Source organism: Pedobacter sp. AC379, assembly GCF_979258145.1.
Map to the genome: position 1 here is coordinate 3,329,686 of NZ_OZ409839.1, position 14,632 is coordinate 3,344,317.

The 14,632-nt window shown below is 38.1% G+C and carries 12 protein-coding genes; 5 read left to right on the forward strand and 7 right to left on the reverse strand.

Features of this window, described 5'->3' with window-relative positions; all coding sequences use genetic code 11:
* Window positions 1-232: 232 nt before the first annotated feature.
* The 6 genes from ACZZZW_RS14720 to ACZZZW_RS14745 all read right to left on the reverse strand — a co-directional run bounded on the left by ACZZZW_RS14720 (window position 233) and on the right by ACZZZW_RS14745 (window position 6,105).
* Complete coding sequence (locus tag ACZZZW_RS14720) at window positions 233-1,210, reverse strand: DUF5712 family protein (protein ID WP_463494445.1); 978 nt, start codon at window positions 1,208-1,210, stop codon at window positions 233-235.
* Window positions 1,211-1,213: 3 nt separating this feature from the next.
* Window positions 1,214-1,762: a BfmA/BtgA family mobilization protein gene (locus ACZZZW_RS14725; protein ID WP_463494447.1), complete on the reverse strand. Its 549-nt coding sequence runs from the start codon at window positions 1,760-1,762 to the stop codon at window positions 1,214-1,216.
* Window positions 1,763-2,091: 329 nt separating this feature from the next.
* On the reverse strand, window positions 2,092-2,352 hold the full coding sequence (locus ACZZZW_RS14730) for a helix-turn-helix domain-containing protein (RefSeq protein ID WP_231491874.1): 261 nt from the start codon (window positions 2,350-2,352) through the stop codon (window positions 2,092-2,094).
* A gap of 402 nt (window positions 2,353-2,754) precedes the next feature.
* Window positions 2,755-3,084 carry a helix-turn-helix domain-containing protein gene (locus ACZZZW_RS14735; protein WP_463494449.1) on the reverse strand — a complete coding sequence of 110 codons (330 nt, stop codon included), beginning with the start codon at window positions 3,082-3,084 and terminating at the stop codon, window positions 2,755-2,757.
* A gap of 89 nt (window positions 3,085-3,173) precedes the next feature.
* Window positions 3,174-4,184 (reverse strand): hypothetical protein, encoded by a 1,011-nt coding sequence (locus ACZZZW_RS14740; protein WP_463494450.1) that lies wholly within the window; start codon window positions 4,182-4,184, stop codon window positions 3,174-3,176.
* Window positions 4,185-4,839: 655 nt separating this feature from the next.
* Window positions 4,840-6,105, reverse strand: a complete 1,266-nt coding sequence (locus ACZZZW_RS14745; RefSeq protein WP_463494451.1) for a reverse transcriptase domain-containing protein — start codon at window positions 6,103-6,105, stop codon at window positions 4,840-4,842.
* A 504-nt stretch (window positions 6,106-6,609) separates the two neighbouring features.
* Here ACZZZW_RS14745 and ACZZZW_RS14750 point away from each other — a divergent pair.
* Entirely contained in the window at window positions 6,610-6,888 is a 279-nt protein-coding gene (locus ACZZZW_RS14750) for a hypothetical protein (protein ID WP_463494453.1), read from the forward strand.
* 65 nt (window positions 6,889-6,953) lie between these two features.
* Entirely contained in the window at window positions 6,954-8,147 is a 1,194-nt protein-coding gene (locus ACZZZW_RS14755; protein WP_463494455.1) for a Shedu anti-phage system protein SduA domain-containing protein, read from the forward strand.
* Window positions 8,148-8,240: 93 nt separating this feature from the next.
* On the opposite strand, the gene ACZZZW_RS14760 is transcribed toward ACZZZW_RS14755, so the two are convergent.
* The gene (locus tag ACZZZW_RS14760) at window positions 8,241-9,404 is read right to left on the reverse strand and encodes a hypothetical protein (protein WP_463494457.1); all 1,164 of its coding nucleotides are present in this window, start codon (window positions 9,402-9,404) and stop codon (window positions 8,241-8,243) included.
* A gap of 151 nt (window positions 9,405-9,555) precedes the next feature.
* Between ACZZZW_RS14760 and ACZZZW_RS14765 the strand changes: the two genes are divergently transcribed.
* The 3 genes from ACZZZW_RS14765 to ACZZZW_RS14775 all read left to right on the forward strand — a co-directional run bounded on the left by ACZZZW_RS14765 (window position 9,556) and on the right by ACZZZW_RS14775 (window position 14,156).
* Window positions 9,556-10,767, forward strand: coding sequence for a hypothetical protein (locus ACZZZW_RS14765; protein ID WP_463494458.1), 1,212 nt, complete (start codon window positions 9,556-9,558; stop codon window positions 10,765-10,767).
* Window positions 10,768-10,845: 78 nt separating this feature from the next.
* Window positions 10,846-12,819, forward strand: coding sequence for a hypothetical protein (locus ACZZZW_RS14770; protein ID WP_463494460.1), 1,974 nt, complete (start codon window positions 10,846-10,848; stop codon window positions 12,817-12,819).
* Window positions 12,820-12,929: 110 nt separating this feature from the next.
* A complete protein-coding gene (locus tag ACZZZW_RS14775) occupies window positions 12,930-14,156 on the forward strand; it encodes a hypothetical protein (RefSeq protein WP_463494462.1) in 1,227 nt (408 codons plus the stop codon).
* Window positions 14,157-14,632: the final 476 nt, after the last annotated feature.

A 14,632-nucleotide genomic window follows, 5' to 3' on the forward strand; every position in this document is an offset into this window, starting at 1 on the left:
ATTTATATGTGCAATCCCCCCCTAAAACATTCTTTAATTGGGTCGCTTGTGGGAGTTTTATGTATATTTTCTCTAAGATATAACTTTTATACATCATCAAGCGGACTCTTGTAGCTTGCAAAAAAGAGAAACCTGAAGAAATGTCCAGGAACAAGGTTGTATATTCTCAGAAAACGGTGGAATAGTGAGAATGGTTATCATTGAAATTATAAGTTTTACTGTTTTGCCGAACCTACCTGCTAAGTCCCTGTGACTGTTGCAACTTTTTACGCCTCCGTTTCTCAGCTTCCTCAGCGGAATCTGTATGTGGAGGCTCGTAGGTAGGTTCCATCAAGATTTCCAAAAGCCCAATGCCAGCATCCTTTGCAATAGTCATCATATCGATAACATTGGCAAAAACTCCATCTGAAATTCCTTTCGTCAAACTATCTATACTGATATCTCTTGAAATGTCAGTCGAGAGTTCGGAGATCATCTGCATCTGGGTTTTCTGTTCAAGAGTTCCGTTCTCCATAACATTTGCATATAAAAACTTATCCTTGAGCCCTCTCTCGAATTTGAATAAATTATCAAATACCTCCTCACCAGACTGTTTAAATGCACTGCGGTTAAATTGCCCTAGTTTTGCAGAATGTTTTTCATTCTTACCTTTTGAGGCATTTTGAGGACTAAGTTTAACTTTATTACTTAAATCTTTACGACTCACAATCACTTGAACGTGCATTTGTCGTCCTTCTTTTCGATCGCCCTTTTGCTTTATTCCATTTTTTACCTCTTTGTCTGTGTACCTGTAGTAACGATAGTTTTCAACCTTGCCAAACCATAAAAGATCGGTATTGGTATGGATACCTGGTCTTTTAAAATTCTTAGCGTATTCGTCCATAACATTCACCGCAAATTCTTTGAGTTTCTCTTTTGCACCACTCTCTCCATATTGTTTAAAAAGATGTTCCAGCTCCTTTTGGCTTGGACTGATATTAATCAGGAAAAACTTACTGTCATCACGGCCAAGCTTTGCAATATTATTATCGATTTTTACACGGACTTCCTGTCTTTTAACGTTGTTTCTAACACCGTTAAACCAGTTTTCATGATGCTGTTCTAAGTTTTTTCCAGTTTTTGAATTATTCTCCTTTTCCAGATAATTGACCAAAGCTCCGCTACTGCCTTTGTTATTTCCCGTCTCAGATGCTGTGATGTTGATGTACATAGGCTAAATATTTTCAAGGGATTTTCTGACATGGCTTTGCAATTCCTCCTTTTTGGCAGCTGATACTGGCCATCCCAAAGATTCCCTCTGATTGATATAATAATTGAGTATCTCTCTAAAACTGGACTTCAGTTTACTTTTTTCATTGTGATACTGGTGAGTTCTGGAAATTTCTTTTTCCAGTTGCCCCATGCGGTTAGAAATTCCGTCACTTTTCTTTTCCTCTTTCTGTAGATGCTGCCAGATTATTTTGAAATATTCTGTATGCTCTTTAGCTATGACAGTGAGTCCGTTACTGTCAGTAAACATGGGTAACAGAAAATCCTTTTCCTGTTTTTTGAAAAATGATATTATCCTGTTTACTCCGTTTACCAGCTCTTTCTTAAGTAGCTCGTCATTGAAATCGATCGGATCTTTTTTTGTACCATAAAAATAATTCACCATCTGTATAACCACCAATTTTTTCGGTCTCCCCAGTTTCAACGAGATTTTTTCCAGTTTTTCATCTGTTGATTTCGGGTATCGCACAGACTTAACATTGATATCTTCCATTACCAAATCCTTAAAAGTTCTTCTCCAATCCAATATTAAGTTCCACTTCACTACCCAGCTTTGGATGCCATGAGGGTTTATATTTAATAAAACCGCCTTCCTTCAACTCCCTGATATTTTTGTGGTATGTTGAAACAGACTTTATCCTTGAAAACCGCATAAGCGTTTTTCTACTTACATTAAATGGCAGTGTTGGATCCTGATAATTACAACATTGAACCAATGCAATTAATATGCTTAAATGCGTTGGGAAAAAATGTGGCTGTTGTGACGCATGCGCGAAGTATCTACGCAATCCTTCGTGGTACAAGTTTTCATCTTTCGTCATTTCATTTCCCCTCCATCATCTTTTCAATTTTTTCCCTACTGTAAAACATAGTTCCCCCAACCTTACGAAATGGCAAGTTGCCATTGATACGCAAATTCTGTAATGTACCAGGCGAAATATTTAACATTTTCCTTACCTCAGCACTCCTTAACCATGATTTATTTGAGACACCACTATTAGTTTTTAATATATTTTTCATTTCATTCAGCATTTCTGTCTTGAACTGCTGCAGATCATCCATTGTAATGATGTCCATCTTCATAATTAGCTCCTTTCATTTTGATATATGCATCAATGCACATATACATATATTTTTACATTCAAATATTCGGTATACCTCAAAGTATACCGTTTACTGTTTCTATCGGCCTGAAAGGCCAACAAGTATCCCCGGAGGATACTTGAAACCCCTGTAGCGATAGCTCAGGGCAAGCAAGTAGGGCCACTGCCCAACTTCCGCTTGCTCAGCCCCCGAAAAGGGGCTGACTGCCTGAACCGCCTTTCTACCGCCAATAACCGCACTCTGAAAGCGCCAGAACCCTTTGGGCTGTCCCGAATTATCATGCTGTGCCAGTGGTTATTGTTACACATAAACCTTTTTTATGTAGATATATGTGTATGTTGTTATATGCAGATATATCTAGTTGACTATATGGATATATAGTTATGTTGGTGGTATGACACCGTTAGTTGGGGAATTTATTTCTTCCGAGGTTTTCTTTCTTCCGGATCTTACCCATTCTGACAGTTCCACCGTGGAGAAATAAAGTCTTTTGCCCCGCTTGTTCACGGGGATTTCCTTCCGGCTCACTTTGGTGTAAAGGGTGGATACGGACAGGCTGAGAAATTCGGCAGCCTGTTTGATGGTCAATAAATCGTCTCGGGGACGTTGGGAATTTTGCAACCTGTTTTCCAGCAACAGGTCTTTAATACAATCTACCTTTTCGTGCAGTACGCTAATGGCCTGCGGTAGTTCTTCAAATGTGTACTTCATAAGCGGTATCTTTTGTTTTGATACCGCAATGTTAGCAGCTTGTTTTGTAGGGTTACAACACGTTAAACTGCATCCTTACCGTTTCCCTACTAATATTTACTGTTTTTTTTGTTTCGGACTGTTGGAACCAGAAAAGGAACTTTGTCTTTTATCTTTACCTCTAAAATCGGTGATTTGCAAACCTTAGTATCGGAAGATATTATCGCACTTAGCCAGCCCTCCGAATATTCGTTTACTTTATCTCCATTGCTATATAAGAAGTGTTTTAGAATCCATTTTTCAAGTTCTGCTTTATTGCATCCCACAATCAGGTTAGCTTCATAGAGCTGCTTAAAAGCATCGGCCAGTTTATTGCTGTTTCCGTTGAAGATGAACTGGCTTGCAGGTTGTTCGTCCAATTTTATCAGTGCGGTAAGTTGGTTGAAATGTTCCTCTGAAAAATAAGTCCTTATCAGTTGCAAGAAATCATCTATATATTGATGATTGAATTTTGGTCGACCCGCATCGGGATTATATGGAATTTTTGGTGGTAGCTCTGCCGTAGCATCTTCAATTTGTTTGGGGCTTTTCTGCTTGGCCATCCATTCCTCGAACGTTTCACGGGGGTTTAGAATTTCATCAACTTCGTTAACCAACTCGCTTAGAAACTTATCCCTGATCCTTAAAGTATCGTGCAGGCTTTCCACAAACTCATCACCAATATAAATATCCTTGTAGTCTGATTGCAGGTTGTTAACGATAAACAAGTAATTGAGTTGGATCGAAAATATGAAGTTGCTGGGGTATTCAGCTCTAAGCTCACCGTAATGTTGGTGGAAATTTGTCCATATTAATTTGAACCTTTCCTTTAGTTTTTTGAACTGTTCAAATTCTCTTTTTAGACTGGTGTCATTAAGTGAGAGCAGATCAATTAAGGCCATATCTTTTAATACCCTGATTTCGCTCTTAAAAGTAAAAGAATCATAGTAATGTGTTTCATGGGCAAGGCTATAAGCTGGCTTATTTCCATCTTCTTTGATGGGAATCTTCAGTTCAGCTGTGGTAACAATAAGGAGGTTGAAAGTTTGTATTTTGGTTAAAAACTTAATTAAGCCATTCATATTTAGAGGTGGTTGTTCAAATACTAAGTTATATAAATTATATTTTATGGATTTGTTAGGCTAGTTGATTACATCTGAAGTACAGAAAAAATAATCGTAATAACCGACAGTATAAAATGGACTATCTTGTCAGAGAGGGTTAAAAATAGGATTAGGTAGTTGCAAGATCAAATGCGTTAATTTTATGGTGCAGAAATGCAAGGTGGTGGTCGTGATAAAGAAAGATTTTTGAAACGGACATGCTATAAATGATGCCGAACCATAATAAAGATTGGCAAGGTGCCAAATTTAGACTTAGGAGGTTTGAAACAGAAAACCTATTTTACTATCTTGACCTCCCTTAAATAAATGCTAAAAATAATAATGGAGCTACTCTATCTCTACTTTAAGGATTTTCAGGGAATTTCGACGCAAAACTTGAATTTCGGAGGGCAATACCTATTCCACTATTTTCCTGCAGAGAAAAAACTGAAGATTACCAGAAACCACCTTTTTATTGGAGGCTTTTTCAATGACTCAAAGCCCAAGGATGGCCATGCAAACATCGTGAACGTAACGGGAATCATTGCTGGCAACGGAACGGGAAAGACTAACTCTTGATGGATGAAGGCTAGGCTTAAGAGTTGTAAAATAAGACAATTATCTTGGCAAATAATTATGCTACCTTCGGTGCTTTCCATTTTTTAATCCACTTCACCACAGGTAAAAGGAATTTGAATTCCAAGTTGTTCCAAATGCTATTTTTATCCTTCGCTTTCTGGCGATTTCTAACCAAGAATGCCATCCTTTTACATTGAGCGCTCTTAGGATAATGCTTGTTATATTTTTTCAGAAAGTACTTAACAATAAACCTATCAATTTTATCGAAGTAAATGTCAATGTCAGCATATGAAGATACGGAAATCCACCTGTTCAACAGTATTGTTATCTCTTCTTTAGCTGATTGGTGATTATCATTTAGCTTAATAATCGATTTTATTGATCCAAGTAGCCCTCCTAAACATTTCTGATCCGGCCGCAGATTTACGCCATCGAAATCTACACCCAGAAAATTCAGTTCGTTACCTACTGCGGGAGCAATGATTTGTGTTTTGTCTCCATTAATTCCTAACGGATGAATTTTCAATGCGTATTTTTTGACAAGAAACTCATTGATAAGCTCAAAAGTTTCATTAGCCTCCTTTTCGGATTGACACACTAAGACCATGTCATCAGCATATCTAACCAGGTGAAATCCATTATTTTGACAAAACTCATCAAATTCTGATAGATATATATTTGAAAGTAATGGAGAAAGAGGATTGCCCTGTGGTATACCTTTTCCAGCATTTTTAAATAAATCCCAAAGTTCTTTTTTGAGCCATTTAACGCCACCTAATTTTTGGTCAAGTGCAGAATTAAGCAAACTGTCAATTGAATTATCTTTTAGGTTAGGTAGCAATTTCTCTATAATTAGAACTTCCTTATTAACCTCCTCAAAAAAATTGACAATATCGACCTTAAGTACGTAGCTTGCTTTATTCTTGTGAAATAAGGCTTTCATTTGTAATACCGCCTCTTTAACACCTCGCCCTTTCTGATAGGCAAAACTGACCGGTTTGTTTTTAGCAAGTAATTCCGCGAACTCCTCTTCAACAATAACAGCCATTCCTTTAAGAACAACCCGATCCCTGATTTCAGAAATTTGTAATGGTCTATACGTCCCATTCGGCTTCGGTATAACCGCCGCTCTCAGTTTTGAAAATTTATAGCTTCCACTTTTCAACTCCTGACTAATCTTAGTTAGATTTTGTTCAAGATTTCCTTCAAAATCCGAAATGGTTTGCCTGGAAAAGCCATAGGAATCAATGTTATCTCTGTTGAGTAAATACCAGGCTTTGTCTAAAAAGTCCCTATCAAACAATTTTTCTAAGAGCGTCATTATTGTGTCGTTAGCTTTATATTTGGCAACTTACCAATTTATTTGACACTATTAAAGTATCGGGTTTAGATGTATTTTGCAAAGAGCAGAGCAATTTTTCCAATAAAAAAGTCTTAATATGTTTTCCATAGCGATTTTTATTTTTAAAGGCCTGATCTTTGAATACCATCAGGGAACAGTCCCAGCTAAAATTTCCTCTACGGAACTTCAGTTCCATGGGATTACCTCAGAACTGTCCATTGACTTAGATGGAAAGCCAAGATTTCAGTTCGTCACATCCAAAAATAATATCAAGGCTCTGGAAAATCGAAAATTGTTTGAATTATGGGACGGCACAAGTTTCAATGTGATCTGGCAGGTTAAAAAACAGATTGATAACGCACACTTTTAAAATGCGCCTATCTGAGTGCATTTGGTAAAATCGGTTATCACCTGCTATTTTCAGACAAAGGTTATCGTAAAAACACCTACGGCGTATTAGTGGAATTTCTTCGTTAGGAAGAAATGACAGAAGAATTCCCTATACCTTTCCTTGCCGAGCATTCACCGGTTGACACCCAGCCAATAGGAATGGTATCCACCCCAACTGCATATCACGCACTTTACGTAAACCTGGATTTCCATCTGAACGGCCATGACTTTAAATATGTAGTATTCCTGCCCCACCCATTAGAAGATGACCTGAACGCTTTGAAAAACTTAGAGAAACTAATCATCAAAGGCAACGGTGGTAACCAAGTAGATTTAAAAATCTCACCTATACCAGAAAAATACGTGATGTAAGTCCAAGAAAAAGAATACTGTACAAAAATTTTGCACTAAATGGTATATTCGTCAAAACGCGAACAATGAATATCATTCTAACCGGCTTTCAGCAAGCGGACGCAGAAAAGTACCGCGATATCCTGGAACCGATATCCAGTAAAAATGATCTGCAAATATTTGACCTCGGGCAGGAATGCATTGACTTTTTCAACAATGCTGTGATTCCAGCCCAAATGCATGTAGATCTATTAATTATCGCCCAGGAAATTCGTGACTGGCAAACAAATGATTTGTTGGTCTATTTCCGTGAAGATGGCCGAACCTATTCACAGAACAATTTTAAATTATCTGCTCTGCCCATGATGGTCGTCGCTGGTGCCAATGCAGCTGACCAGGACGGTTATGAGCTCGACGTGGAACGAATTTCAGATCTGGACGAGAAAAAACGGGACGGAAACTTTCTTCAGACTGCAAAAGATACTGTGATGAACTGGAGAAAAGAAATTTATAAGGACTTCGAAATACTAGGTCTTGGTTTAGATTACCGGTTTGATAAAATAGATATGGGATACGCCGTACGTGTCAAATCATCAGATACCAAGATACTATCAAATGGATTCCTGATCAAGCAACAGGGGCTTCCATATCTATGGCTCAAAAAAGATTTTTTCGAATTGGAAAGCTCCATAGACGAACTGGATTGCCTGGTTAACGATTACCTGAACTTTAGTCGGAAAGAATTAGATGCAACCCGATGGGAAGATCGGCTTCAGGATTTTTTTAACCGGAACCCAAAATTTCTCTTTCAAAACAACTTCGCCAACTACTGGTCACAGCCTAAAATAGATATCCCCAATAGCAATAGGTCCTATAAACCGGATTTTATTATGGAGCCGGAACTTCACCGAGAACTGAGTAAAAACTGGGAGATCATGGACTTGAAACTACCTATCCAGGACTTCATGCAGAAAACAAATTTCCATCCAACATTTACTTCTAAATTTCTCAAATGCCTAGAGCAGGTGAAAAATTATAAGAATTTTTTTAAAGATGACAACAACAAGTCTAGTATTGAAAAGGTATTGAATTTTCATCCTAAATTTCCGAAGGTAACATTAGTCGTTGGACGACGGGACAACCTCTACGCAAATCAGGATTTGCTTTACCAAAAGTTGAACGACCATAGTTTTTCTGATATCTACCTTATGACCTATGATGAAATCATAGACAATCAAAAGCGAAACCTGGAAAGGCTGCTGGATGAACATATTAATTAAACTCAAATTACATCATTATTACGCCGGAAGCATCCTCAGCAATACAGTACTCCTAAAAGGGTAATTAAAAATATACTTTTCTGTTTTTAACTTCTATCTCGGCGGCAGTTTTTTTTCACCCGGCCAATCATCTGGGATCGAGAGTATATCTTTAATTTCACGACCTTTGATAACGACAATACCATCCTTACTAATACGGTAGCCATTTAAATTTTGCTTGTCCAACGCCAATTCCCTTGCTGCGAGGGGATGATAATAGATCCAATACTTTGCGTGAGCGAGATTTGTCGGGTTTACATTAGTCACCATAATCGCACTGACCCGTGTGTGAATTGGATATCCTAAGGCAAAAAAAGAAGCTTCAACAGTTAAGGGAATCTCAGCCTCCCCCTTTAAGATTAGTGGAATTCGGTGTTGTCCTATCTCGCCAAACAGCGCATCTTCAATATCATACTCATCAATTGGAAGTTCCGTTTTAACATCGATGGCTACCATATACGGATGTGCCAATTCGCCATACCGTGTGGCTTTTCTTTTTATAGCATCCGAAATCACATGTCCAAAGCCGCCAACATGAAATTTGGTAGTAAAAACACCAATCGCACGGCCACTCTTGCCCCTGGCGATTTTGTCCTTAGGCAGTAACTCAATTTTGAGCAAAAACTTAGGATCATCATGCACAATTGCCGGCAGGTCACTGAACTCTCTTATTGCAGGAAATTCAATCGAGTCAGGATCAATGGCATTAATTTGGGTACTTAAATAATTCCGGATTTTTTTAAATGCCGGATAGCTGGCGTCTTTGAATTCCAGTTCTGCGATTCTAATATAAAATCCCGGCAGATCCAGTTCATTGAAAAAATCATAAAAATAATTCTCTGTATTCTTCCTCGCTTTTTCGGCGTCAGAAAGTCCACTTGTACTGATACATTCCAAATAAAATAACTGTCCTGTACCACGTACCTCAAAATCACATTTCTTGGAAGTGTGTGCCAGTTTTGGATGTGAAGACAACTCAAACCCAAGCCCTGAGAAAAAGCTATAAGTAAACAACTCAAAGAAAGTTGAGTCAAAATCAGTTTGTAACCTAGTTAGCAAATCCGTTTGTTCAGTCTCAGGGTATGCCTCGGCCCAGCGGTTAATCAAACAACGCACGTTCTCAATCGCAGGCCAGGCACAGCGATCATAGAAACTAAAACTATCCTCCGTATAACGCATCGGCCTGTTATCATGCCTTTCCTTATTATCAAATATCATATGAAAATATATAAGTAAACAATCATGTGCAAAGTCAATTTAAAATCCGCCATATACTCGAAATACCCAATCATCAGGTAGAGTTCCTTCTTATAGCATCACAATATACATGATAAAAAGATGTAAATTTATGGGTAAAATTAATTAGCTCATGCCAGAATTCTATTTCCCAGGGGATAAAGCATCCCGCCATTTGGAAGAAGCGCCACAAGGATTTATTTTAGAGTTTGACGATGAAGCTATGCCGGTATTGTTAATGAAATTTGATGCGGCTATACTGGACAGCATAATTAAGGGTTGCGCAATGGAATTGTTGATTAATAATCCAAGGCTTACGGTTAGTTGTCTTTCTCTGGTAATTTATGACAATAAAAAATATCCTTCCTGGATTGATGGAGTCGAGGACGCTTCTAAAGATCATGTTCATGTTGACTTTTCGCCAGATGCAATAAACCTGATAGGCAAACAGCAAATTAGGATAGGTCTATACAATGAATTGCGAATCCCTATCTATTTTGCGGTGGTACCTCTGGAATTTGACCTGCTGAAATGGGAACAATGGATAGCCGCGTATTATAACGATTCAACGACTCTACTTTTCCTAAAACCGAGTCCAGGATTAACTACCCAGGAATTGTATAAAGGGTTCTCTATACCCATTGCAAATCATGACCATTCCAAACAGGAAAAATTGAACGTTAACTTTAACCTCACTGAAGGCTTTAATGCAGATAAGATATCTTTAAGAGGCTATAACTTCAGTGACTATTCTGAAAATGGCAAACACGGGTACAACCAGGAGCTTTCTGTTAAGCACATTTTGGGAACCTATTTCGAGATAGGAAAGGAACTGTTTATCGGCCCAAAAAATGCGAATGGTACTGAATTTACAGATTTCATTTTGCTGCTAGAGGACACTTACATTCTTTTTGAATCGAAATATGTGATCAGTACAAAATCAAATAAATCTACCGCAGCCTTAAATAAAGCCATAATGCAACTAAATCGTGCTGACGAATTGATCAGATCAAAAAAACTTGAAATGGAAGACCAGTACCTTGTAAAAGAGCTGATATCGCGTAGGTTTAATTTGAAGATCTGCCTCCACAATGACAGCCTCTATTTAAGCGAAGAAAAATGCAAACCACTCATCCAAAAATTTGACAAAATGGAGTTGCCGATGTTTATGTCAGTATCCGTTCTTAATCAATTTCTAGCTGGATTTCATATTAAAAACGAAGAATATTTCCATCTGAACCTAAAAAGAAATTTAATAGACCGTTTTTGGAGTTTTTATAGCAGCGATGAATATATAATGATAGTTCGTAATTTTGGTTTTGTAGACCCTCCGGCACGCAGTTAAGTACAGCCACTGGTAGCTAAATAGCTACTTAGCCATATCGAGAATCACAGCCCCCTTAGACTGAATTAAAGTACCTTTGTGATTAATATTAAACTAAACGACAAAACAGTGGGGAAATACTTTTACTTAAATGATGATAACAAATGGGTTGGGCCTTTCTTCGCTCCAACAATGATTTTTGCCGTGATGCGCTCAAAAGTTCACTTGCATACGCCAGTATGGTCAAAAAAAAACAGTGACGGTAGTAGCAACCATCCATCAGAATGCGTTAGAAAAAGAACTATTGCACATCAGCTATCTTTTTTGCCGCTGTGGTTGTTTCCGGCAAATGCGAAAGCAATCCTTCGCAATTGGAAGAAACAGGTGTTAAAACATTTAAAAAAAGATGACGGCACAGCTGCAATCCTTGCAAAGCCCATAGCAGCTGGAAAGCTATTAGATGGGGCTATCTTGAAGTATACCCTCCCTTCACTAGCGGCAATAAATGATTTTAATGCAGGTAGTAAATTTGAGGTTACCCTAACTTATTTTTCAAGGGCAGGAGAAGTTAAATCGAGCAGCTACACTGCCTATATCAAACATGCCGAAGGGAAAGGCTTTTCCTTTAACATTGTCATGGATGCCATACCTGAGGTTGGTGGCGTAAGGTTCAAAGAGTCTTATGGTCTGCATAGACAACTGCTTTTAAAAAATCGGTCAGCAACAATCGAGGTAGCTGAAAATTCCGCAAATAATTTTACCACTCGCTACCCTTACCAGCCACAGGTACTCAAAGGGAATTTCGGCAACTTAAAGAAATTGACCGTTTCCGATTATAACAACAGCTTTCAGCGGATAATGGTCTCCGTAGATGATACCGACTTTATTAGTCCTGCGGCGATTGTTCGATCTTCAGCCCAGTTGGTCTGCGATAAGGAGGCATTTAATTCTCATGAGTCGACAATGGGTCCTAGATTTCGTATGGGAATCTCCTACATAGATATGCAAATTGAAGGCTATCGGTACCACATTTACGAACTAAAAAATTCCTGCTTGGTAATTGACAGCATGCAAATCCAGGATCATGAACTATTTAGGATACATTCAAACGCAATCAGAAAAAGCTTAGCTGTTCTATCTGGTAAATACTATGATGATGAAGCTTACTACTTAACTTCCGTTGATCAGGATTTTAAAAGCATAGATGGCCTCTGGTACGTTTTTGAAGATGCAACTGTGATTTCTTCAAGAAGAATAGTAGATATGGTCATCTACGACCAGCATGGCAAAGAGATTGAAGCAGGGCTACCTCAAGGCAGTTCCTATAGAGGTACGATGCCTGTTGAAATATTTGAAAATTTATGCCTTAAACTGGTGAAAGAAGATGAGATCCTGCGAACCGTTGAGTTGGTCATCAGTGCAATGAATAACCCAAATCCCGTTCAGCAAGGAGCCATGTATTCGGTCGCTTTGGAAACGATAACTGGCCTTTTGAGTAAAATCAATGAAGATAAACTGAACCCGGTACCAGATAAGAAGATATTTAAAAAACTTAGCGATGAGCTGAAAACAGTCTTGGCTGGCTTTAGCGCAGATATCAGCTCAGAAGGGATGAAAATCCTCGAAGCAAAACTCGTTAACCTGAATACGCCGACTAACCGTGATAAACTGGTTAAAACGTTTGATCTGTATGGCATAACGCTGACCAAAGAGGAAATTAAAACAATTAACGAGCGTAATACTTATCTGCATGGTAACTCTCCTTTAGATGCTAAATTTGTTTTTGAGCTGAATGAGATCTCTTTAAAGCTGCATAACCTAATCTTAAAATTGCTACTTAAATATAGCGGATATAACGGGCATATCATCAACCTGGCGATTTACGCCTTTGCAAAGGATGAAGTTAAAATGCATAATCATCTAAAAAAAACACATCAGTTCGCTATCGACGGGCCAGCCGAGATGGAGCGGTTAAAAGATCAGGGCAATAAAAAGGCATTCGAAGCTGCCAGAGAAAAATGGTTAAAAGCTATTGCAGAACATACCTTATCGCCAATTTTAGAAATTATTTAATTTTGTTAAATGGATTTAACGCTCTGGAATGTGATAATTTCGCCGGCGGCAGGAGTTTGTACAAGAGCTAAAACGCTACTACATAAAAGGAACCAAAATGCCAGGATCTGATGGAAAAGGAAAACTACATTGAGCAGTGGTATGATCACATGCGGTTATTGAAGTTCGAGAAAGGCTACCATAACAATAAATACTTTATCGGCCTGGATCAGATTTTTTCTGAACTGACTAATTTTTTCGACACCAAAAATTTCGATGTCAATGGTAAAATTGACCCGAATAACTGGCTACTGCACATTCTTGGGAATAAACAGTTGAATTCGATCTGCGTGGCGAACGAAATTGCCGAGCTGATCAGGTATTTTAAAACTCTCGACGGATCAGAGAGCTATAGGCTAAAGAATAACAAAGGTGAAATCAACTTCAAAGAACTACAAGAAAAACTTTTCGAGCTCTATGTAAATTACCTGCTATCAACTGTGGGGCTACTTCCGGAGATAGGACGCCATTATGTATCAACATCCGGGCATAATAAGGAAATAGATATGGTGATCAAAGTAAAAGATGTCTTTTACAATGTCGAAGTAACCAAGTATTATGATGGGTATAAAGAAGCCCTAGTCGATCTTGGTCAAAATGTAATCCTAATCCTGAGGAAAATCGGAGATAAATATCGGGTGCAGCCTCATGAGATGCTAAGTGGTTATTTTGCATTTCATAGCAGAGACGCGACCGCTATTAAATTAAACAAGGCAGAGTTTGAATCGAAAGTGGGGAAGTTGATCAAAAGTTTCAGAGTGGGGCAAGGTATCATCAGCGTCCCGGCAAAAAAGGTTACTCCTAAATTCGAGTCTGAACTCGAATCAACATATTCAGATAACTACAAAAGATACCCTTCTATTCTGGAAGGATTTAATGCCCATGTGAGTTTTGCGATGACCTGGCAATTCGGAAACAATCATTATCACATCGAAACAGATGTGCAAATCCGGGAAGAAATTGAAGAAGCAAATAAGCGGCTACTCGAGAAAATATCAAAAAAGTTGGATCAGCATCGCGAATCACCTTACAAGTTGTTGATCGTGATTGGTATAGAGGAACTTTTCAGTAGCCATGAAAAGAGCAGGGCGATTCCTATCAGAAAAGAAAATATCAATTCAGAATCTATTCACGGTCTTCTGAAAAATCGGGCAGTACTCTGGCTTATATTTAAACAATATAACCCTAAGGGTGTAGAATACAAATCTGTAATATTTGGTAATAATATCACCGAGCACACCCTAATAGAGAAACTTAATACCATAAACCAGGAAATAATCTATTCAACGAAAACCTGATTTTTCAGGATTATCAAATCTAACAAATTAACAAATTGGAAATTTAGAAGCGAAGCTGAAAGACCTTAATGAAAAAATAGCATACGACCTCGACGTATTCGGGATCGTAGATAAAGCGATAGAAAACTTAAAAAATATCGCTGGACTATACAAAAACGCGGATATGGAGGTAAGCAATTTATCATTGGTTCGATCTTTCCAAAAAAGTTCGTTTTTGACGGTGAGATAGATCGAACCGCTTCGATGAATCTTGCATTCCACCTTATCTACCAAATAAACAACAAGTTACAAAATAAAAAGGCCCTAGTTAAATCTAAAATTAGATCTAACTAGGGCCAAGTACCCTCAACCGGAGTGTTAACGAACTGATTTATTGAAGATTTAAAGATTTTATCTCGATTAGGACTTCCCAAGGAAGATTTAAAATAAGTCAACCAGAGTACTATCGAACCGACTTTTAAAAACTTTTGGTCGAT